This window comes from Roseibium album (assembly GCF_965233825.1).
Lineage (GTDB): Bacteria > Pseudomonadota > Alphaproteobacteria > Rhizobiales > Stappiaceae > Roseibium > Roseibium album.
In genome coordinates, this window is record NZ_OZ247583.1 from 4,449,565 (window position 1) to 4,470,607 (window position 21,043).

Consider the following 21,043-nt stretch of genomic DNA (forward strand, 5'->3'; position numbering starts at 1 on the left):
GGCTGGGTTCCGGGCAAGACGACGTCTTGTCCGGGCCGCAATTCGATGCTAGCGCCAAAGCATGGAAAGCAAGTAATCTAGCATCAACGACTCAAAAACTGATGGCAGACGTGTTCAAACCAAAAATATCAGCAAATCGGCTTATTGCGCGTTTGGCAATATCAGTGCTTTCCGTTGTTGCTGTGAGCAATACCGCAAGCGCTGAAAAGATTGAAAATCCGGTTGCCGTTTTCTCGGGCCTCGACAAGATCACAGGCAGGATTATTTCCTTCGATGTCTATATTGGCGAAACGGTCCAGTTCGGCGCGCTGCAGGTAACGCCGAGAGTGTGCCACACGCGTCCGCAAACGGAATCTCCGTTGACTACCGGCTTCGTGCAGGTCGACGAAATTACACTGAACAACGAGGTCCGGCGAATTTTCTCCGGCTGGATGTATGCAGCAAGTCCGGGGCTGCATGCGGTTGAACATCCCGTCTACGATATCTGGCTGACCAACTGTAAGCTGGCATCCACCGTGCCACCTCCAGAAGATTATGATGGCCCGCCGATCAAGGGCGTCGTAGCAGAGGGTGAAGATCCTCTTGCTGGGCCGGACGATGGTGTCGATTCCGGGCCAGGCATCCCCAGGAAAAAGCCGTTTCAGGGGTGATGCACAGGCCAATCAGCGCTGTGCGGGAATATGCGATCGCTGATTTAACCGATGCCACACTGTTGGTCGAAAAGAAAAACTCTCTCCGATCACGTCTGTCACCGGTTGCTCCAGGTGTTGTGAGCAAGGTTGGTTTGTTTGCTTCAGAAAAAATTTTCAAACCTCTTGTGTCACACAACCATCGGGTTGCAAATGTCTACCAAATTGCCGAAATGTGTGGTCTAACGGCGCTGAAAACGAGTAGCGAGAAAGCACGATGTGCGGAATTTCCGGAATTGTCTCCAGACACACGCAACCGGCCTTGGAAGATCTGTTGGAACTTCAAAGAAGCCTTGCTCATCGAGGACCGGATGCAAGCTCGCACTACTGCAAAGGTCCCGTCGCGCTCTCTCACAATCGCCTGAGCATTATCGACATCGATACGGCCAACCAGCCGTTTTTCGATAAAGACAAGTCTCTCTGTCTGATTGCCAATGGCGAGATATATAATTTCAGCGATATCCGTGCGCACTATCAAAAGCACGGCTACAGTTTCACGTCGAAAAACTCCGATTGTGAGGTGATCGTTCCATTGTACCTTGAGCATGGAATTGATTGCCTGAAAAAGCTGCGCGGCATGTTCGCCTTTTCTCTATGGGATGCCGAACGTCAAAAACTGATTTTGGCGCGCGACAGAATGGGTGAAAAACCGCTCTATTTTCATGTTTCTCAAGACCACTTCGTTTTTTCATCCGAACTCAGGTCGATCGCATCGTCGCGTCTTGTCGACACTTCAGTCAGCCACAGGCAGATCGCAAGGTATTTCCGATACAATTACGTTCCTGAACCCCATACGCCGTTTGAACATGTCCAGAAACTGCCTGCCGGTTCATATCTTGAATTGGATATCGCGACCTGGAGCTACGAAATCAAACAATACTGGAGCCCCTGGGACGCAAAACCGGTTACCGGAAACCCGACTGAAGAAATCAGGCAATCACTCGAAGAGGCCATCAAGACGTGTATCGTCTCGGACGTTCCCATGGGACTGAGTTTAAGCGGAGGCATCGACTCGTCGATCCTCGCTTGCATGTTGACCGAATACAGTTCCAAACCACTTCAGATATTTTCTGTCGGATACCCCGATGCACCCGAGGTTGACGAACGCGCACAAGCAAAGCAGCTCGCGGATCGCCTGTCACAACCATTCCACGACATTGAAATTACAGACGACTATGTCGTTGATGCATTCGAGGATCTTGTGTTCAGCCGCAATGATCCGATTTCCGATATCTCCGGATTCAGTTACCTCGTGATCATGCGCAAGGCACATGAGCATGGCGTCAAGGTCATGTTTCAAGGGCACGGGCTTGATGAACTTTGCTGGGGCTATCCCTGGGTACAGGATGCTGTTCTGATCAATGAGGGGAAGTGGTACAAAAAGGGAAAGAGGAGTGGTTTCCGGGAGACCAGAAAACGAATTGTGTCTGAACTCAAAGGGTTTCTCAAAAAAAACCTGAAAAATGATAAACGTCTTCGCCTGTTTGAGGAGACGCCGGCTACGCAATTTATAGATCAAAACTACCCGCAGTTCTTTAAACCTGAGTTCATTGAACAATCGAGTTGGTCTACTCCTGATCCGATTGCTGAATATGGTGAGGCTTCAGACCGGATTGACCTCGACATTACCAGATTGATTGTCGAATACTATCTTGCGGAAAATGGAATTGCACAGGGAGATCGTATCTCGATGGCAAGTTCGATCGAGATGCGACTGCCATTTGTCGACTACAAACTGGTCGAGACATTAGTCGGGCTCAGAAAACATGCTCGTGACGATCAATTGCCTCCCAAGCACCTGTTGAAGGAAAGTGTTCGAGATCTCTTGGGAGACGAGATTTTGAACAGGCCGAAGCGCGGTTTCGAACCGCCCGTACATGCTTGGTACAATGCGTTGCTCAACGCTCACGGTGAGATTTTCGAAAATGGTCATCTCGAGAAACATCAGATCGTTCGACGCGATTTTGTCGACAAGGCGCGTAAACCGGAAAGTATGAGCAGGCGCGAACGCGAGGTTGCCTGGGCTGCGCTCAACCTGGAAATGTGGTTTCGTTCGCTGGATCGCTCCAGCGAGGCCTCTCTTGATGAATGGCATACAACAGGCTGATCGCGGCGCATATTTTTCGTTTTGGTCGGCTCCAATATCTCTCACGGTGATCAGGGGGATTCAAAACTGACCGTGAAAATTGTTGTAGTCAGCGAATTTTTCGTACCGCGTAGCCAGGTTTCCTTAGTTCGAAGCCGGCCTTGGTCGTTTTGAAACCCCGGTCTTGGTAGAACCGGTGGGCGCGCAGATTTTGCGACCCTGACATCAGCATGATCTTGTAGCAGTCTGCCTTCCAGCAAAGGTCAATCGCTTCCGCCAGCAACCGACCCCCGATACCCTTGCCGCGACAGGAAGACAGCGTGGCAACGTTTTCCAGCAGTGCGTAAGAGGCGCAACCTCTCGTCAGGTTCGGCACGACGACCACGGTGATAGTCGCAACAGGTTCACCGTCAAGCAGAGCCAGCAATATGCTCAGACCTGGCTGTGCCAGCATTTGAATGAATGTTCTTTCCTTGAGAGATAGAGGCGCATCAAGGTCTTCCGCGTTGAGGTCGTGATAAAGCGAAAGAATGCCTGGCAGGTCATCTCGTCCGGCTGGCCGGATCACAATATTTTCTGACGAATTTGCTTCTCGTTGCATAGACAAAAAAGCCCGCCTGACAGGCGGGCTCTCCAAAAGAACAATCAGTCTATGTTGATGTGATCTTCGGGTGTCAGACCCAGGCGGCCATCGACGTAGGTACCGCAGCGCTGGAGCAAGTCGTCCATATCGTTTTCAAAGAAATGATTGGCGCCGGGGATTGTCTCGTGATCGATCACAATGCCTTTTTGGGTTTTCAGCTTGTCGACCAGGGTCTGGACATCCTTTTGCGGGACAACCTTGTCGTTGTCACCATGAATGATCAGACCTGAAGAAGGGCAGGGGGCAAGAAACGAGAAATCATGCAGGTTCGCCGGTGGAGCGACTGAAATGAAGCCCTCGACTTCGGGACGGCGCATAAGCAACTGCATGCCGATCCACGCGCCAAAGGAAAATCCGCCGATCCAGCAGGCACGAGCATCTGGATGAACAGTCTGCACCCAATCGAGTGCCGCGGCCGCGTCGGACAATTCACCCTGTCCATGATCAAATGTGCCCTGAGACCGGCCCACGCCGCGAAAATTGAACCGAAGGACAGCAAATCCGCGCCGCGCGAACATGTAATACATTTGGTAGACAATTTGGTTGTTCATTGTACCGCCGAATTGCGGATGCAGATGCAGAACCAGGGCAATTGGTGCGTTGCGTTTTTTCGCGGGATGGAACCGGCCCTCGAGCCGGCCGGCGGGACCGTTGAAGATCACCTCAGGCATGAAGCGCTATGTCCTTGTCATTTTGTCGCGCCACGTTGGGCGGGCGCGGGAATTGGAGTTCTGTCTACGTGGTTTCCCGTAAGTCTAAACTTGACTCTTAGCCTCCAAGTTTCTAGAACCCTGTTTAGAATTATTCGAAAGTTTGCACCACCCCCCAAAAGGCAGGCGAGCTCGGTTCGACCGGTTGGGAGGTGTTATCGTCATCACAGCGGAAAATATCAAGTTTTTCGAACATGTGCTTGGCATTTCAGTGAATTTTCGATGCAGTGAAACCGTCGATCTTGACTTTTGAGGGCTCATGTCACGTCGATCAAACCCGATTTATCTCGATCACAACGCCGGTACGTCTTTGCGTGCCGGTGTGCGCGAGACCATGATCGAGGTGTTGAACGACACGGGGAACGCGTCTTCGGTGCATGCACACGGGCGACGGGCGCGCGGCCGGATAGAAGAAGCAAGAGAGCACGTTGCGCGGCTTTGCGGCGAAAAAACCAGGGCTGTCACATTTGCTTCAGGTGGCACGGAAGCCAACATGACGGCGCTTTCGCCGGTCTGGCAGGACCAGGGCGCTCCAGTCTACCTCGACAAGCTTTTCAGAAGCGCGGTCGAACATCCATCGGTTTTGACTGGTGGAAGGTTCGCTGTCGCCGACCAGGTCGTCATTCCAGTGGATTGCGACGGCGTCTTGCAGCTTCAGGAACTGAAGGAAGTCTTGAAAGATGCAGAGCCGGGATTGGTGTCGGTCATGGCTGCGAATAACGAGACCGGTGTCATTCAACCGGTCGCGGAAATCGGCGCGGCTGCGCGTGAATGCGGCCATTTTTTCCATGTGGACGCTGTACAGGCGGCAGGACGCATCAAGATAGATATGGAGGCCTGGCAGTCCGATATTGTGACGCTCTCCGCTCACAAGATCGGCGGGCCCCAGGGAATTGGTGCGACTGTCGTTCGTTCAACTGCGCGGGCTCCTTCTCCGTTGATGATTGGAGGCGGTCAGGAGAATTGGCGCAGGGGTGGTACGGAAAATGTTGCCGCAATCACGGGATTTGGTGCTGCGGCAATTGAAGCACTTGAAGAGACATCCGAAACGCGCCGTGTGCTTGATCTGAAGACCCAGCTGGAAGCAGCGCTTCGAAGTATTTGTCCTTCAACGGTGATTTTCGGTGAAAATGTCGACCGTCTCGCAAATACCTGTTGTTTTGCCGTGCCTGGCATTCCCGCCGAAACTGCATTGATCGCTTTTGATCTGGAGCGCGTATCTGTTTCGTCCGGATCTGCCTGCTCTTCCGGGAAAGTTTCGGTATCGCATGTGCTGACCGCAATGGGTGTGGAAGAGAGCCTTGCGCGATGCGCTTTACGGATCAGTCTGGGCTGGAACACTTCCAGTGCAGACATCGCCGGCTTTCTTGATGTCTGGCCGAAGATAATCGACAGGCTCAATCCCGACGCGCGCCACGAGGCGGCGTGACCGGATAGTTCGGCGGGAAACCGCCTGAGTAATGGCGCAGGAAGAAAATGATCCTGCGCGCTGAATGATCAAGAAACGGGCGTGGTGCCCGTCAAATGGAGGCAAGGGATGCCAGCTGTACAGGAAACCATCGATCAGGTGAAAGCCATCGATGTTGACCAGTATAAATACGGCTTTGTAACCGACATCGAGTCGGAAAAAGGCGCAAAGGGTCTTTCGGAAGAGACCGTCCGTTTTCTGTCTGCCAAGAAGAACGAACCGGAATGGATGACAGAATGGCGTCTCGACGCCTTGCGCCGTTTCAAGCAGCTCGAAGAGCCGAGTTGGGCACGTGTTTCCTATCCCAGGATCGATTTCGACGATCTCTATTACTGGGCGGCGCCGAAATCCGTCGAGGGTCCGAAGAGCCTTGATGAGGTCGACCCAGAGCTCCTGGAAACTTATGCAAAGCTCGGTATTCCGCTTGCAGAGCAGGAAATTCTGGCCGGTGTGGAGCCGAAAAACCGCGTCGCGGTCGATGCCGTTTTCGATTCGGTTTCCGTCGTCACTACCTTCAAGGAAGAGCTGAAGAAGGCCGGGGTGATATTCTGCTCGATCTCTGAGGCACTGCGGGAATATCCGGACCTTGTAAAGAAGTATCTCGGTTCCGTGGTTCCGGTTACCGACAATTTCTACGCGACGCTGAATTCGGCCGTCTTTTCCGATGGATCCTTCGTCTATATCCCGGAAGGTGTTCGCTGCCCGATGGAACTGTCGACCTATTTCCGCATCAATGAACAGAATACCGGACAGTTCGAACGTACGCTGATCATTGCCGAAAAAGGGTCCTACGTTTCCTATCTGGAAGGCTGCACGGCACCGCAACGTGACGAAAACCAGCTGCATGCCGCTGTCGTCGAACTTGTTGCGCTCGATGATGCGGAAATCAAGTATTCCACGGTGCAGAACTGGTTCCCTGGAGACAAGGACGGCAAAGGCGGTATCTACAATTTCGTCACCAAGCGTGGTGATTGCCGCGGCAAGAACTCGAAGATCTCCTGGACACAGGTCGAGACCGGTTCCGCGATCACCTGGAAGTACCCGTCCTGTATTCTTCGCGGCGAAAATTCGCGCGGCGAGTTCTATTCTATCGCTGTTTCCAACGGCTATCAGCAGGTCGACAGCGGTACCAAGATGATCCATCTGGGAAAGAATTCCTCCAGCCGGATTATCTCCAAAGGGATCTCTGCAGGCCGATCACAGAACACCTATCGCGGACTGGTTTCTGCGCACCGGAAGGCGTCGAACGCACGCAACTTTACCCAGTGCGACTCGCTGCTTATCGGACAGGACTGCGGCGCTCATACCGTGCCCTATATCGAAAGCAAGAATGCATCCGCACAATTCGAGCACGAGGCGACGACTTCCAAGATTTCGGACGACCAGATGTTCTATTGCCTGCAGCGGGGGTTGTCAGAAGAAGAAGCGGTTGCACTGATTGTCAACGGTTTCGTCAAGGACGTCATCCAGCAACTGCCGATGGAATTTGCTGTCGAGGCGCAGAAGCTGATCTCGATCAGCCTGGAAGGATCTGTTGGCTAAGTAGTAGCGTTAGTGGCGAGGCTGAACGAGAAATGGGGCGTGGATCGGAGTACGAGGAATTGGGCATTGCGCAAGCCCAGATTACTGCAGCAAAGACCCGGATGTCAGGAAAAAACGGCCTCAAAGCGCAACACAGATATGTGCGGTTGTATCTCGTAGAACTTGTGTTCGGAGTGCTTTTTGGAATGTTGCTGTTTGCGTCAGCAATATTCTGGATTTCCGATCAGAGTTTAGTTGCCTACGCAGTTTGGCCCTTGATTGTCGTGACCATCGGGTTTGTTGCCATCAAAATCTGGAATGTCGTCGCAGTACGCAAAAAAAGAGCTGAAGATCTTCGTCATTTGGCGATTGAAAGAGAAAAAACGGAAAACGAGACGGAAGCAAATAATGCTTGAGATCAAAAACCTTCACGCCCGCATTGCGGAAGACGAAACGGAAATCCTGCGCGGCGTCAACCTGACTGTCAATCCGGGCGAAGTGCACGCCATCATGGGGCCGAACGGATCGGGAAAGTCAACGTTGTCCTATGTTCTTGCAGGCAAGGACGACTATGAGATCACCGAAGGCGAAGTACTGTTCAACGGTGAAAACATGCTGGACATGGACCCCGACGAACGTGCGGCCGCCGGCATGTTCCTGGCGTTCCAGTACCCGATCGAGATCCCGGGTGTCGCGACCATGGAGTTCCTGAAGACGGCGATGAATGCGCAGCGCAAGGCGCGGGGCGAGGATGCATTGTCGATTCCGGATTTCATGAAAAGAGTCAAGGCGGCAGCCAACCATCTCAACGTTTCAATGGACATGTTGAAGCGTCCGCTCAATGTCGGGTTCTCGGGCGGTGAAAAAAAACGGGCTGAAATTTTGCAGATGTCGCTGTTGGAGCCGAAGCTCTGCGTCCTCGATGAAACGGATTCAGGTCTCGACATCGATGCGCTGCGTATCGTGTCGGAAGGTGTCAACACGCTGCGTTCGCCGGAGCGCGCCATGGTGGTGATCACGCACTACCAGCGTCTGCTTGACCATATCGTTCCGGATGTCGTTCATGTTCTTTCCAAGGGCCGCATCGTCAAGACAGGCGACAAGGATCTGGCGCTGGAGCTGGAAAAGAACGGTTATGCAGATTACGTCGATGCGGCGGCCTGAGGGAGTAACGCGACATGAATGCCAGCGTGCCCATTAAACACACTCAGGCTGAAAGCGATCTTTTTGAACGCTTTGAGAGCGCCAGAGAGGCCTTGGCGGGGTCGGTTGCTGTCTCCGCACTTCGCGAAGCGGCCGTCGACCAGCTTCGCGATCGGGGACTGCCGCACCGCCGGGTTGAAGAATACAAGTATTCCGATCTGCGCGCCTTCATGAAAGCCGCTGCGCCGCTCGCAACTGCAGCAGATCTTTCCCGTGTTCAGGCCATTCTTGAAGATCAAGACCTTTTCGGTGGACTGGAGCGGTACAGGATCGTCATTGCCAACGGTTCATATCTGCCGACGTTGTCTGACGTCGATGCATTGGCAACTGAGGGTGTAACGGTAACAAATCTGAACGACGCTCTTTCAGGTGAGCACGGCGCACAGCTGCTTGCGCCCCCCAAATCGGGACAGAATGATGGCGTCGTTGCGCTCAACACCGCGTTTGTTCAAGGTGGCGTGATTGTCGATGTCGCCGAGGGTGCAGCCGTATCAAAGCCGGTCGAACTGGTACAGGTCGCCGCGTCTTCCGGCGCACAGGCAACCCGGATCAAGGTGAGAGCGGGGGCCGGCGCAAGCCTGCATTTGCTGGAGACCTTCATCGGCGATACGGCGGAGGGCGAGGTCAATTCCGTCTTTGACTACGACATCGCCGACAAGGCGCATCTTGCAGCGACACGACTTATCGTTGGCAATTGCGATTCAGCGCGACTGCTCACGACCATCGCAACCATCGGTGCGGAAGCGGAATTCAGGTCACTGGGTTTCATGGCCGGTCCGAAATTCGCCAGAAACCAGCAGTTCATCAATTTCGTTGGAGAGAATTCCGAGGCGAAGATTTACGGTGTCACGATGGTTGGTCGCGATGATCTGGCCGATCAGACGCTGATCGTTGATCACGCGGTTCCGCATTGCAACAGTCGCGAGTTCTTCAAGACGGTACTCGACGGTCGGGCCAAGGGTGTCTACCAGGGGCGCATCAATGTTGCCCAGCATGCCCAAAAGTCCGACGGTGAAATGATGACCCAGGCCTTGCTCCTTTCCGAAGAAGCGGAAATGGCAAACAAGCCCGAGCTGGAAATTTTTGCCGACGACGTAATCTGTGCGCATGGTGCGACCAGCGGACAGATTGACGAGGACCTTCTTTTTTATCTACGTGCTCGTGGCATTCCCGAGGCTGAAGCGAAAACGCTGCTGGTGCTCGCGTTTCTTTCTGAAGCGATTGAGGAATATGGCGAAGACGATGTGACGGAAGGGCTGGAAGCGCGCGTACGCGACTGGCTTGCAAGTCACTAGGTCGCTTGCCGGCCTATTGAAAACAAGGAGCAGTGCCGAATGACGGTCGCGACTGCACAAGACATGACACAGACGTCCGGCTATGATGTCGAGGCGATCCGGCGTGATTTCCCGATCCTTTCGCGGGAGGTTTACGGAAAGCCACTCGTTTATCTGGACAACGGTGCGTCCGCGCAAAAACCGAAGGCTGTCATAGATGCCGTAACCAGGGCCTATTCCGAAGAGTATGCCAACGTGCACCGGGGCCTGCACTTCCTGTCCAATACGGCCACCGACAATTATGAGGCGGCACGGGAAAAGGTTCGTCGTTTCCTGAACGCCAAATCAGTCGACGAGATCGTCTTCACAAAGTCGACCACGGAAGCGATCAACCTGGTGTCCTACGGCCTTGGTCCGGACTATTTTGGCGAAGGCGATGAAATTGTGATCTCCATCATGGAGCATCATTCCAATATCGTACCCTGGCATTTTCATCGAGAACGGCACGGATCGAAGCTGAAATGGGTCTATGTCAGGGAAGATGGTTCCTTCGATCTGGACGCATTTGTCGATACGCTGAGCGACCGCACCAAGCTGGTCGCCATCACGCACATGTCGAACGTGCTTGGGACGGTGGTCCCCGTGAAGGAGATTTGCCGGATTGCGCATGAGCGCGGCATCCCGGTTCTGGTCGACGGCAGCCAGGCTGCAGTGCATTTGCCGGTCGATGTCCAGGATCTGGACTGCGACTACTACGTCTTCACTGGCCACAAGGTTTATGGTCCGTCTGGAATCGGTGTGCTCTGGGGCAAGCCTGAACGCTTGAATGCTTTGAGACCGTTCAATGGCGGCGGTGAGATGATCCTCGACGTTACCGAAGAGGCAATCACCTATAATGATCCTCCGCACCGGTTTGAAGCCGGTACACCGCCCATCGTTCAGGCGATCGGACTGGGCGCTGCGCTGGACTACATGGATGAAATCGGGCGTGAGAACATCGCACGCCACGAAGCGGACCTGAAAGACCACGCTCACCAGAAACTCAGGGAAATCAACTCCCTCAGGATTTTTGGTGAGGCACCGGGCAAGGGCGCGATCGTTTCATTCGAGATCGAGGGTGCGCACGCACATGATGTTGCCACGATTATCGACCGGGCAGGGGTTGCAGTCAGAGCGGGCACGCATTGCGCACAGCCGCTCTTGGCAAGATATGGTGTAACCTCTACATGTCGGGCAAGTTTCGGGCTTTATAACACGCGCGAAGAAGTTGACGCGTTGTATGATGCTCTTTTGAAGGCACAGAGCTTTTTCGGGTAAGGACGGACCCAAGATGGAAAACGCGACGACGATAGACACGGGTGCGGATGGCGAGGAACTTCAGGCCGAAGTCACTGCCAAAAGCGCCATTCCTGTTGACGAACTCGACCGCCTGACGACTGATATCGTCGGCGCGCTGAAATCGGTATACGATCCGGAAATCCCGTGTGACATCTATGAGTTGGGATTGATCTACAAGGTCGATATCGAAGATGACCGGTCGATCAACATCGACATGACCCTCACAGCACCAGGTTGCCCTGTTGCCGGTGAAATGCCTGGTTGGGTGCAGGATGCTGTTTCGGCAGTTGCCGGCGTCGGCCCGGTCAATGTCGATATGGTGTTCGATCCGCCATGGACACCGGATCGCATGTCGGACGAGGCGAAAGTCGCCCTTAACTGGTATTGAGTTCGAAACCTTTTATCCGATAAGCTGACAACCTATATCAGGTTTTGGATAGTTGACGCTTAGCGAGGACTGAATGGCTTCCGGTGGAAAATTCCAGGTCATGACCATGACTGACGCTGCCGCAGAGCGTGTCAGGGAACTTGTCGAAAACACGGACGAGAACGCCGCTGGCTTGCGTGTCGGAATCACAAAAGGTGGTTGTGCCGGAATGGAATACACCATGAACCTGGTGGAAGATGCCAAGCCGGGCGATGACGTGATCGAGGACAAGGGCGCAAAACTCTTCGTTGATCCCTCTGCCGTGCTGTTTCTTCTTGGCACGGAAATGGATTTCGAGGTCACCAAATTCCGGTCTGGCTTTGTCTTCAAGAACCCGAACGAAGTATCTGCTTGCGGCTGTGGCGAGTCTGTTTCGCTTCAGGCAGCAGATGTAAATGAGCTGGCGCGGTAAAGCTGCAAGCGGACAAACTCCCTCCCAAGAGATCTCAATGAACCTGTTTGAACGGCTCAAGGTTGATGCCGCGCCGCAATGGCAAGATTACACCAAGCACGCTTTTGTCGAGCAGCTTGGCAGTGGGAAATTGCCGCTCGAATGTTTCAAACACTACCTTGTCCAGGACTACTTGTTCCTGATCCAGTTCGCCCGGGCATATGCGCTTGGCATTTACAAAAGTCCGGCAATCTCCGATATGCGTCACTCGCTGGAGGGTGTGAAAGCCATCCTTGACGTTGAACTCGAGCTTCACATCGAAATCTGCGGACGCTGGGGGATGCGACGGGAGGAAATTGAACTCGCTTCGGAAGATACACCGACAATGGCTTATACGCGCTTTGTTCTCGATGCCGGTATGTCAGGAGACTTGCTGGATCTCCAGGCCGCGCTTGCACCTTGCGTTCTTGGCTACGCCGAAATCGGTAAACGCCTTCAATTGGCCGGGAACGACGTTCCTGAAAACCCGTATCAACGGTGGATCCAGGAGTATGCCGGGGAGGGGTACCAGGGCCTGGCAGATGGTTTTGAGGCCTGGTTTGATACAACCGGTGAACAGGTCCTGACAACCGCCCGGTACCCACGCGTCTTGTCGCTGTTTGAAAAGGCGTGTCGTCTGGAGAGTGATTTCTGGCAAATGGGACTGAACGCAACGCAATGAGAGTGGCGGAAAGCCGGACGAGCCATTTCACGAATGTAGCTCTGACCGGACCATCTCAGTTTGCAGGCTAAGCTACATTTTCTTCGCTATCACCGGACCTTTGCAGATCTATTTCCGTCTTGACCAGGTTACGGCCCGCGTTCTTGGCGGCATAAAGTGCTTCGTCGGCACGGGATACGATAGAGTGCCCTGTGTCCAATGTGTCGAACGTTGCGATTCCAACCGAGATCGTCACGCGACCGAGGTTCTCACCGGTTGAGCGTTTGACCAGTTCCTTGGACATGACTGCCGAGCGTATCCGTTCGCCGATTTCCGCAGCTTCCTCCAGTTCGGATTGCGGCAAGATGATTGAAAATTCCTCACCACCATATCGGCAGGCAACGTCTTGTGTTTTGATGTTTTGCTTGACTGCGAGCGCGACGAGACGAAGCACCTGATCGCCCGTCTGGTGGCCGTAGGTGTCGTTGAATTTCTTGAAGTGGTCGATGTCAGTCATCAGCAAGGCAAAACCTCGACCGCTTTCCTTGGACTGTTCAATAATCTTTTCAAGCGAGACTTCGAAGTGTTTTCGGTTGTTGAGTGTCGTTAGCTCGTCGGTCAAGGACTCGTAACGAATGGCTTCGAGCGAAGACTGCAAATTCTCGATATGCTTTTTGGACTCCAGCAACTGGCTTTCTAGTTTCCGGTTGGATGCAACTGCATTTTGTGTGGATTTGACAAGGTGAGTTACATAAAGCTGAAGTTTCTTTGGATCGGCGACACCCTTGATCTTTTCTCCCGCCTGCTCAAGCGCACTGCCGTAATCCGAAGTTGCATCTGCACTGAGTTTCAGCGAGTCGATCAGCTCCTCGACTTCCCTGGAAACTCTTGAGCCTACTTCGTCAAGCCGGTCGCCGAGACGTGTCGGAGACAGAAACCGTCCATAAAGGTTCAGCATTTCGTCAGTGCTGATGCGGCCTTTGTCCTTTATCGTATCATTTACGGCGCGGTTCAGGCCCTGATTATATCCAGCAGAATAGGTGTACCAAAGTTCGTAAGAACGCGGGTAAGCAGGTAATGTGTTCTTTTTTATATAGCTGATTGCGGACTCACCATATTGGATGGTCCTCTTATGGTCGTCTTCTTCCGACATAAAACTTCTCTCACCTTAGCCTTGCGAATCCGCCCCACACGGCCGCAAGATCTAGGTCCCAAACTCGACTGGAAGTTTTAAGGAGCGGTTAAGCTTAAGACATATCCCGCATTAAAAGTTACGTTACGATGCTTTTTTTGGGCGAGGTTCCCGCAGCAGGAATGCCGGGATGTGAACGCCAGCACCGAAAGCCGGTTCATGCTTCCCGCTTTTGGGCTTTTTGTTGACTGCCTTTTGCGGAAGTTCAGAAACAGATGCTGGGGTCAAGGCGTCCTGTTGCTCCTGGCTGGGTTCGGATACGGTTTCACGTTGTTTGGATTGCGAACGGCGACGTCCGGAGGTTTTTGCCTGCGGCGCGTCATTATCGTTGCTCGACTCGCTCTTGGCGCTTTTGCCGCCTTTGCGTCTTGCCTTGCGTTCTTTCGCGGCCGCTTCAAAGTCGATCGGCTCACCCAGCCACTCAATGGACTGTTTGATGAGAGTTTCGATCGCTTCCAGGTATTTTTTGTCTTCGCCAGTAACAAGCGTGTATGCAGCACCGCTGCGTCCGGCACGGCCGGTACGACCGATCCTGTGCACATAGTCTTCGGCGTTGATCGGAACATCAAAGTTGAAAACGTGGCTCACTTCCGGGATGTCCAGGCCACGTGCGGCAACATCACTTGCGACAAGAAGCTTGATATTCCCCTTGCGGAAATTGTCCAGCATCATCATGCGTGTGCGCTGATCCATATCTCCATGGAGTGCGCCGACATTGTATTCGTGGCGTTCAAGAGAGCGGAACAGCGTCGAAACATCGCGCTTGCGATTGCAAAAGACAATTGCGTTCTGGAGGTCTTCAGCGCCTTCAAGGAGATCGCGCAACGCTGCGCGCTTCTCGTAATCCTTTGAAGGAGATGCCTTGAGGTGCTGGCTGACGTTTTCGGCTGTCGTAGCTGTCGGCGCGACTTCGATCCGTGCCGGGTTCTGCAGGAACGTGTCTGTGAGACGCTGGATTTCCGGCGGCATGGTTGCCGAAAAGAACAATGTCTGGCGCGTGAACGGGATCAACTTGCAGATCCGCTCGATGTCCGGGATGAAACCCATATCCAGCATACGGTCGGCTTCGTCGATAACGAGGATCTCTACGCCCTGAAGCAGCAATTTGCCGCGTTCAAAATGATCCAGAAGACGGCCGGGCGTCGCAATCAGGACGTCTGTGCCGCGATCGAGTTTCCGGTCTTGATCCGCAAAGGAAACACCGCCGATGAGCAATGCGACATTCAGCTTGTGATTTGTGCCGTATCTTTCGAAATTTTCTTCAACCTGCGCCGCGAGTTCACGGGTCGGCTCCAGGATGAGTGTCCGGGGCATGCGCGCACGGGCGCGGCCCTTTTCCAGAAGAGTCAGCATGGGCAGCGTGAAACTGGCAGTTTTGCCTGTGCCTGTTTGCGCGATGCCGAGAATATCCCGCCGTTCCAGAACCTGCGGGATCGCTCCTGCCTGAATGGCTGTGGGTTCCTTATAACCTGCCGCATCAACTGCAGCGAGGACCTTCTCGCTAAGACCGAGAGTATCAAATGACATAGAGCGTTTTGCCCGGATGTTGTGATTGTTAGACGGCGACACTTAGGAAACCATTGGTGCCAACGTGCGCACACACTACATTCATGTGCCCCAGTGTCAATGCGCCGAAGAGGTAAAATGTCAAGAAAATCGAGTAATTCCGCGCTAGAATTGCGATCTCAGTTAATATTGCAGCGTCAAAGCACTTCCAGGAGTGATGCTGAAGGGCACAACATGACTCAGTAAGATCCAAAGTGACATTCCAAATGAGTTGCCGGACTTCTGTACCTGTGACCTCATGTGCCGACAGAAAATCTGAGAGTGACGGTTACTTACGCTGGATTTGCATGATGCTTTACCTAACGTAACTGCGCTGTGGTGCCATCAAATCAGATGTCTGCCATGCCGGCATTCCAAATGTACGGCTTCCCGGGTTACCAGTTTGGTATCCTGAAAGATTGAATGCGTGAGATCTTTTTTCACGGCTGAGCAAAGTCATACACGGCTTTTGTTGAATCTAGATGTCAAGATCATCCGCGAATTCCGCATTTTCCTGAATGAACCGGAATCGCGCTTCCGGTTTGTTACCCATCAGTCTTTCAACGGCATCGTTCGTTGTGCCAATATCAGCCTCATCCACATCGACCTTCAACATGGAGCGTTTCGACGGATCCATCGTCGTTTCCTTCAGCTGGGCCGGTAACATCTCGCCCAGGCCTTTGAAGCGGCCGATCTCGACTTTTGATTTTCCCTTGAAAACTGTTTCGAGCAACTCGTCCTTGTGCGCGTCATCGCGGGCATAAAGTGTTTTGCCGCCCTGGCTGAGCCTGTAAAGGGGAGGGACCGCCAGAAAAAGATGGCCTCCTCGAATGAGCTCTGGCATTTCGCGGTAAAAGAATGTGATCAAAAGCGACGCGATGTGGGCACCATCAACGTCCGCGTCGGTCATGATGACGATCTTTTCGTATCGCAGATCCGTTTCCCGGTACTGCGATCTTGTACCGCAACCGAGGGCCTGAATGAGATCCGCCAATTGCTGGTTCGCGACGAGCTTGTCCCGGCCTGCATTGGCGACATTCAGAATTTTTCCACGCAGCGGCAGGATTGCCTGATTTGAGCGGTTGCGCGCCTGCTTCGCTGAGCCGCCCGCCGAATCGCCCTCCACGATGAACAGTTCCGTGCCGTCGGACTGGTTGGCAGAACAATCCGCGAGTTTTCCTGGAAGGCGAAGTTTCCGGACGGCCGTTTTGCGCGCAACGTCTTTTTCCTGGCGCCGGCGCAGGCGATCCTCGGCTCGGTCGATGACCCATTCCAGCAATTTGTTCGCCTGGTTCGGCGAAGCTGTAAGCCAGTGGTCGAATGCGTCTCGCACTGCGGTTTCAGCCACACGGGTGGCTTCGTTCGAGGCAAGTTTGTCTTTGGTCTGACCGACAAATTCGGGTTCACGAATAAAGACCGAAAGCATTCCACCGGCGGACGTCATCACGTCGTCTCCCGTAATGATGCTGGCCTTCTTGTTGCTCGTCAGTTCGCCATATGCCTTGAGACCGCGCAGCAGCGCATATCTGAAACCCGCTTCGTGTGTGCCACCCTCCGGTGTCGGCACGGTATTGCAATAGGAATTGACGAAGCCATCACCAGCGAACCAGTTGACGGCCCATTCGACGGAACCGTGCTTGCCGGTCTTGTCGGTACGGCCGGCAAAAATCTCGTCAACGACGCGGCGTTCATTTGTCAGGCGCTCGGAAAGAAAATCCTTCAGCCCACCTGGAAAATGAAACACTGCCTCGGCCGGTGTCGGATCCTTTTCCGATATCATGTCGGGTGCACAATGCCAGCGGATTTCGACACCGCCAAAAAGATAGGCCTTGGAGCGCGCCATCTTGTGCAAACGGGCAGGCAGGAACCTTGCCCCCTTGCCGAAGATCTGATCATCAGGCCTGAAACGTACCAGCGTGCCACGTCGGTTCTGCGTGTCGCCGACCATCTCAAGAGGGCCTTGTGGTTGGCCTCTGCGGAACGTCTGCCGGTATAGTTTTCGGCTGCGGGCAACCTCGACGACCAGCTCCTCGGACAGGGCGTTGACGACGGACACGCCGACCCCGTGCAATCCGCCGGAAGTCTCGTATACCTTGCTGTCGAATTTGCCGCCCGCGTGCAGCGTGGTCATGATGACTTCGAGCGCGGACTTGTCCTTGAACTTGGGGTGCGGATCAACCGGTATGCCACGACCATTGTCGACGATTGTCAGGAATCCGTCGTTTGAAAGCGAAACATCGATCCATGTAGCATGCCCTGCGACCGCCTCATCCATGGAGTTATCGATTACTTCGGCAAACAGATGGTGAAGGGCTTTTTCGTCCGTGCCGCCAATGTACATTCCCGGACGCCGCCGAACGGGCTCCAGGCCTTCTAGGACTTCAATGTCGGCGGCCGAATAGTCATCCGGAACCGAAACAGGTGATGTCGGGCGCGCTTTTTGAGGTGCAGGTGTTGTCGGCGGCTCGTTCAAAGGTGCCGATATCGCCGCATTTCCAGCAAATAGATCGTCTTTTGCGCTCATTCCGTCTCGCCTGAATGGGTTCGTAGCTCTGTTGTAGAGGTTCAGCGCTGGTACCTACACCGAATCATAACCAAGTTTGAAGGACAAATGCAGAACGGCAAAGGATTTTGCCATAAAGGCAACGTTTTCAACAGACCAGATGAACCTTCCAACCCGGAAACTGATCATCAACTTCGATGTGGTTGAATTTACTGCGGAGGGATGCCCTGGCGGTGTGAGAATTGTGCCAATTCGGCAACACTCGCAGACAGAGTCCCGTTTGAAAGGGCTGAATGAAGATATTGCCCATGTTCAGCCATGTTTGAGCAGCAACCGTTACGCTAAAGTCCGGTTGTCCAGCGATTGATGTATGCATTGATCGCCGAGCGGCCACGAGAGGAAGAATCCCGCAAATGGTCTTAATTGGACCAAGAATGGCCCAACTTAGGCCGAATTGATTGGCCACGTTAGACCGTGAAAAAAAAGAACCGTCAGGTCGTGGCCGACGGTATGAAGAGACAGGAAATGCGCGAGGCGCGAACAACAATAAATGCCGTCAACGACCAACGGCACAGCGGTGAATATCGTACTGTGCGTAATTGTGTGACAGGTATGCGAAAGAAGGTTTCGAGACTGGGCGGCTCGGGAATGCGGACAGTCATGTTCTCTTCTCTGCTGTTTCTGGGTCTCGCCGAACCGGCCGCCGCTTTTGACGGACAGCCAGCACCGAACGTTTCGATTGGACCGCAGGATCTGTCTCCTACCGAAGCATTGCGTGAGGGCGCTCGCCAGTATTATTCGGGCAACAAGGTCGAAGCGCTTAATTCCTTGCAATATGCTGCTGAAAACGGACAGCCCATGGCAGCGTGGAAACTTGGAGAAATGTACTCCAAGGGCGACGGTGTCCAGGAAGACGACCTGAGGGCGTTCGAATACTACAGCCAGATTGTCCGCGAGCATGGCGACGACAGCCCGAGCGCACCAGATGCCCCCTTTGTTTCCAGTGCACTTGTTGCTCTCGGCACGTATTATCTCAATGGAATCGACGGAACTGTTCCGAAAAACGAAGCGCGTGCGCGTCAGATTTTCACACATGCCGCGTCTTACTTCGGTGATGCGGAGGCGCAATATGAACTGGGTCAGATGTATCAGGACAACAACAGCCGTATGGCCGTGCGCTGGTACAATCTGGCGGCGCTCAAGGGGCATGTCGGGGCACAAGCACGGCTCGGTGAAACTCTTTACAACATAGGGTCTTCGGAAAAGAAGAAAGCGCGTGGACTGATGTGGTTGACGGTGGCCAGGGAACAGGCTGTGGGCTCGGAAGCCGACTGGATCCACACCATGCATGAGCAATATTTTGCTGTGTCACCAGAGCATGTACGTGAGAGAGCCCGCTCGCTTGCCGACGGCTGGATCGAACAGAACCGGCCTGACATGCTTACCGCGCAGAAACTCAAGACACAGTAGAGTTTTCGTTTTTCAATAGAACAGACAGAACGACAACCCCAAATGAAGGCTTGGGCCTATCCCGGGCTGACTGGCATTGGCTTTGTTTTGTCGCCAGCTGGCAGGGGTGTCGCATTTTCGACCTGCTCTACGGAAGCCGGACTTAGCTGCGACAGCGGGCAGGGGGCGTTGCTGAGTTGCCAGGACGTGTTGTTGAGCACCATGGCGCATGTCGCCATTTTCGAACCATTCGGGCTTTTCAGGCAAATGGATTCGCCCAGACCGTAATCCTCACCCTGGTATCGACAGGTGCACGAGATACTTTGGGCACTGGCAACAGAAGCGAGACATACTCCGCCTAAAAACGCCGTTGCTGCTAAGGCTCTGACAAAACAGCAAAAATAAGAAGCTCCGGCCTCAACGAGCGACGCCGGATAGTGCTTTTGTCCGCTATTTGCCGGTGCGGACTGGAGATGGCCTACCGTTATCCCATGGTCTCAAACAATATCATGCAGAAGGTTTACCGCAAGTAGGACGCCGGTCCGCGTCGTTGTATACGAGTTTCCGGGGATGAAAATCGACGAGATGCAAACGTGCGCAGTTTCCGGGCTCAAGCTGCCAGCTCGACCCAGACCGGCACATGGTCGGACGGCTTTTCCCACCCGCGAACATGCTTGTCTATGCCGCATCCGGATATCAGATCCGTGGCTTGCGGTGACAGCAGGATGTGATCGATGCGGATGCCATTGTTTTTCTGCCAGGCACCAGCCTGATAGTCCCAGAAAGTATATGTCTCCGCTGCTTCGGTACACGCTCTCACGGCTTCTGTGAAACCGAGGTTCGTCAGCGCTCTGAAACGTTGTCTGCTCTCTGGTTGAAAGAGCGCGTCGTCCAGCCAGTTTTTCGCGTTTTTTGCGTCAATCGGATCCGGAATTACATTGTAATCGCCAAGGAGCAAATAGGCGTTTTCTTCGCGAAGCCGCCTTTCGGCATGTGGGATCAAACGATCCATCCAGGCCAGCTTGTAGGGAAATTTTTCACTTCCGAGCGGATTGCCATTCGGAAGATAGAGACATCCAAAGCGAATGACACCTTTGTCGCTCGAAACGGCTCCTTCGATGAAACGCGCCTGTTCGTCACCATCGTCGCCGGGAAGCCTGCGTTCGACGTCCTCGAGCGGTTGCTTGGATAACAGCGCGACCCCGTTGAAACCCTTTTGACCGTGGGTTTCGACGTTGTAGCCGAGATCCTCGAAGGGCTGTCGCGGAAAATTCTCGTCGACCGATTTGATTTCCTGAAGACAGGCAACATCCGGCGACGTTTCCTTCAACCACTCGAGAACCGTATCGATACGTGCCTTGACGCCGTTGATGTTCCAGGTCGCGATTCTCATCGTTCGATTTGCCTCATGTAAGAAAAAGGCCGGAGACTCCGGCCTTGAAACACGTGTGCGCTCAGGTCAAATGGTAAAACTGGTGCCGCAGCCACACCCGGCGACCGCGTTGGGGTTGTTTATCTGAAAAGACTGTCCGATCAGATCGTCGACGAAGTCAATCTCCGATCCTTCCATATACTGAAGCGATACCGTATCGATCAGAACGATCGCTCCTGGATTTTCAATGACAAAATCGTCGTCTTCGTTACTGTCGACGACGTCGTATTTGTATTGAAGCCCGGAGCAGCCGCCACCTTCTACACTGACCCTGAGCATGCTGCCTTCGGCCTCGTTCGACAATATTTTGGCAATGCGCTTGGCAGCGCGTTCGCTGACTGTTACTCGATTTTCTGGTGTATCGGTCATGTTCTGCTGACTCGCTAGGCTCTTGCTGCTGGCAAAGAGCGTGAAACCTGATTTATTCAGATAAGTAAGTTTTGAAGTCGCCCGCGTCAATCTGCGGCGCGGT

The 21,043-nt window shown here is 53.7% G+C and carries 19 protein-coding genes; 12 read left to right on the forward strand and 7 right to left on the reverse strand.

All coding sequences use genetic code 11. The features are described 5' to 3' along the window. Positions 1 to 26 precede the first annotated feature (26 nt). Both ACO6TI_RS20220 and asnB read left to right on the forward strand, forming a co-directional pair. The gene (locus tag ACO6TI_RS20220; protein WP_235808906.1) at positions 27 to 650 is read left to right on the forward strand and encodes a DUF2155 domain-containing protein; all 624 of its coding nucleotides are present in this window, start codon (positions 27 to 29) and stop codon (positions 648 to 650) included. 256 nt (positions 651 to 906) lie between these two features. Continuing rightward, entirely contained in the window at positions 907 to 2,796 is a 1,890-nt protein-coding gene (asnB, locus tag ACO6TI_RS20225) for an asparagine synthase (glutamine-hydrolyzing) (RefSeq protein WP_422383207.1), read from the forward strand. A gap of 88 nt (positions 2,797 to 2,884) precedes the next feature. On the opposite strand, the gene ACO6TI_RS20230 is transcribed toward asnB, so the two are convergent. Next, entirely contained in the window at positions 2,885 to 3,343 is a 459-nt protein-coding gene (locus ACO6TI_RS20230; protein ID WP_196879240.1) for a GNAT family N-acetyltransferase, read from the reverse strand. A gap of 77 nt (positions 3,344 to 3,420) precedes the next feature. Continuing rightward, positions 3,421 to 4,089: an alpha/beta hydrolase gene (locus tag ACO6TI_RS20235; RefSeq protein WP_055120792.1), complete on the reverse strand. Its 669-nt coding sequence runs from the start codon at positions 4,087 to 4,089 to the stop codon at positions 3,421 to 3,423. Positions 4,090 to 4,387: 298 nt separating this feature from the next. Between ACO6TI_RS20235 and ACO6TI_RS20240 the strand changes: the two genes are divergently transcribed. The 9 genes from ACO6TI_RS20240 to tenA all read left to right on the forward strand — a co-directional run bounded on the left by ACO6TI_RS20240 (position 4,388) and on the right by tenA (position 12,471). After that, positions 4,388 to 5,557, forward strand: a complete 1,170-nt coding sequence (locus tag ACO6TI_RS20240; RefSeq protein WP_196999824.1) for a cysteine desulfurase family protein — start codon at positions 4,388 to 4,390, stop codon at positions 5,555 to 5,557. A 108-nt stretch (positions 5,558 to 5,665) separates the two neighbouring features. After that, complete coding sequence (sufB, locus tag ACO6TI_RS20245) at positions 5,666 to 7,138, forward strand: Fe-S cluster assembly protein SufB (RefSeq protein WP_104701642.1); 1,473 nt, start codon at positions 5,666 to 5,668, stop codon at positions 7,136 to 7,138. 59 nt (positions 7,139 to 7,197) lie between these two features. After that, the gene (locus ACO6TI_RS20250) at positions 7,198 to 7,533 is read left to right on the forward strand and encodes a hypothetical protein (protein WP_196999825.1); all 336 of its coding nucleotides are present in this window, start codon (positions 7,198 to 7,200) and stop codon (positions 7,531 to 7,533) included. Then, positions 7,526 to 8,281 carry a Fe-S cluster assembly ATPase SufC gene (gene sufC / locus ACO6TI_RS20255; RefSeq protein ID WP_104701644.1) on the forward strand — a complete coding sequence of 252 codons (756 nt, stop codon included), beginning with the start codon at positions 7,526 to 7,528 and terminating at the stop codon, positions 8,279 to 8,281. The genes ACO6TI_RS20250 and sufC overlap by 8 nt, the downstream gene beginning before the upstream one ends. A 26-nt stretch (positions 8,282 to 8,307) precedes the next feature. After that, positions 8,308 to 9,615, forward strand: coding sequence for a Fe-S cluster assembly protein SufD (sufD, locus tag ACO6TI_RS20260; RefSeq protein WP_422383208.1), 1,308 nt, complete (start codon positions 8,308 to 8,310; stop codon positions 9,613 to 9,615). Between the two features lie 39 nt (positions 9,616 to 9,654). Then, on the forward strand, positions 9,655 to 10,911 hold the full coding sequence (locus tag ACO6TI_RS20265) for a cysteine desulfurase (RefSeq protein ID WP_422383209.1): 1,257 nt from the start codon (positions 9,655 to 9,657) through the stop codon (positions 10,909 to 10,911). Positions 10,912 to 10,924: 13 nt separating this feature from the next. After that, a complete protein-coding gene (locus ACO6TI_RS20270; RefSeq protein ID WP_055120778.1) occupies positions 10,925 to 11,320 on the forward strand; it encodes an SUF system Fe-S cluster assembly protein in 396 nt (131 codons plus the stop codon). 73 nt (positions 11,321 to 11,393) lie between these two features. After that, on the forward strand, positions 11,394 to 11,771 hold the full coding sequence (gene sufA / locus ACO6TI_RS20275) for a Fe-S cluster assembly scaffold SufA (protein ID WP_055120775.1): 378 nt from the start codon (positions 11,394 to 11,396) through the stop codon (positions 11,769 to 11,771). A gap of 37 nt (positions 11,772 to 11,808) precedes the next feature. Continuing rightward, on the forward strand, positions 11,809 to 12,471 hold the full coding sequence (tenA, locus tag ACO6TI_RS20280) for a thiaminase II (protein ID WP_422383210.1): 663 nt from the start codon (positions 11,809 to 11,811) through the stop codon (positions 12,469 to 12,471). A gap of 67 nt (positions 12,472 to 12,538) precedes the next feature. Here the strand turns inward: tenA and ACO6TI_RS20285 are convergent, their stop codons facing one another. The 3 genes from ACO6TI_RS20285 to parE all read right to left on the reverse strand — a co-directional run bounded on the left by ACO6TI_RS20285 (position 12,539) and on the right by parE (position 17,711). Next, positions 12,539 to 13,408: a GGDEF domain-containing protein gene (locus ACO6TI_RS20285; RefSeq protein ID WP_208992879.1), complete on the reverse strand. Its 870-nt coding sequence runs from the start codon at positions 13,406 to 13,408 to the stop codon at positions 12,539 to 12,541. A 318-nt stretch (positions 13,409 to 13,726) separates the two neighbouring features. Next, entirely contained in the window at positions 13,727 to 15,169 is a 1,443-nt protein-coding gene (locus ACO6TI_RS20290; RefSeq protein ID WP_055120769.1) for a DEAD/DEAH box helicase, read from the reverse strand. 496 nt (positions 15,170 to 15,665) lie between these two features. Next, positions 15,666 to 17,711, reverse strand: coding sequence for a DNA topoisomerase IV subunit B (parE, locus tag ACO6TI_RS20295; protein ID WP_055120768.1), 2,046 nt, complete (start codon positions 17,709 to 17,711; stop codon positions 15,666 to 15,668). A 591-nt stretch (positions 17,712 to 18,302) separates the two neighbouring features. Here parE and ACO6TI_RS20300 point away from each other — a divergent pair. After that, on the forward strand, positions 18,303 to 19,160 hold the full coding sequence (locus ACO6TI_RS20300; protein ID WP_082442940.1) for a tetratricopeptide repeat protein: 858 nt from the start codon (positions 18,303 to 18,305) through the stop codon (positions 19,158 to 19,160). A 589-nt stretch (positions 19,161 to 19,749) separates the two neighbouring features. Here ACO6TI_RS20300 and xth read toward each other — a convergent pair. Both xth and erpA read right to left on the reverse strand, forming a co-directional pair. Further along, complete coding sequence (xth, locus tag ACO6TI_RS20305) at positions 19,750 to 20,532, reverse strand: exodeoxyribonuclease III (protein WP_029065529.1); 783 nt, start codon at positions 20,530 to 20,532, stop codon at positions 19,750 to 19,752. 66 nt (positions 20,533 to 20,598) lie between these two features. After that, a complete protein-coding gene (erpA, locus tag ACO6TI_RS20310) occupies positions 20,599 to 20,940 on the reverse strand; it encodes an iron-sulfur cluster insertion protein ErpA (RefSeq protein WP_029065530.1) in 342 nt (113 codons plus the stop codon). Between the last annotated feature and the right edge of the window lie 103 nt (positions 20,941 to 21,043).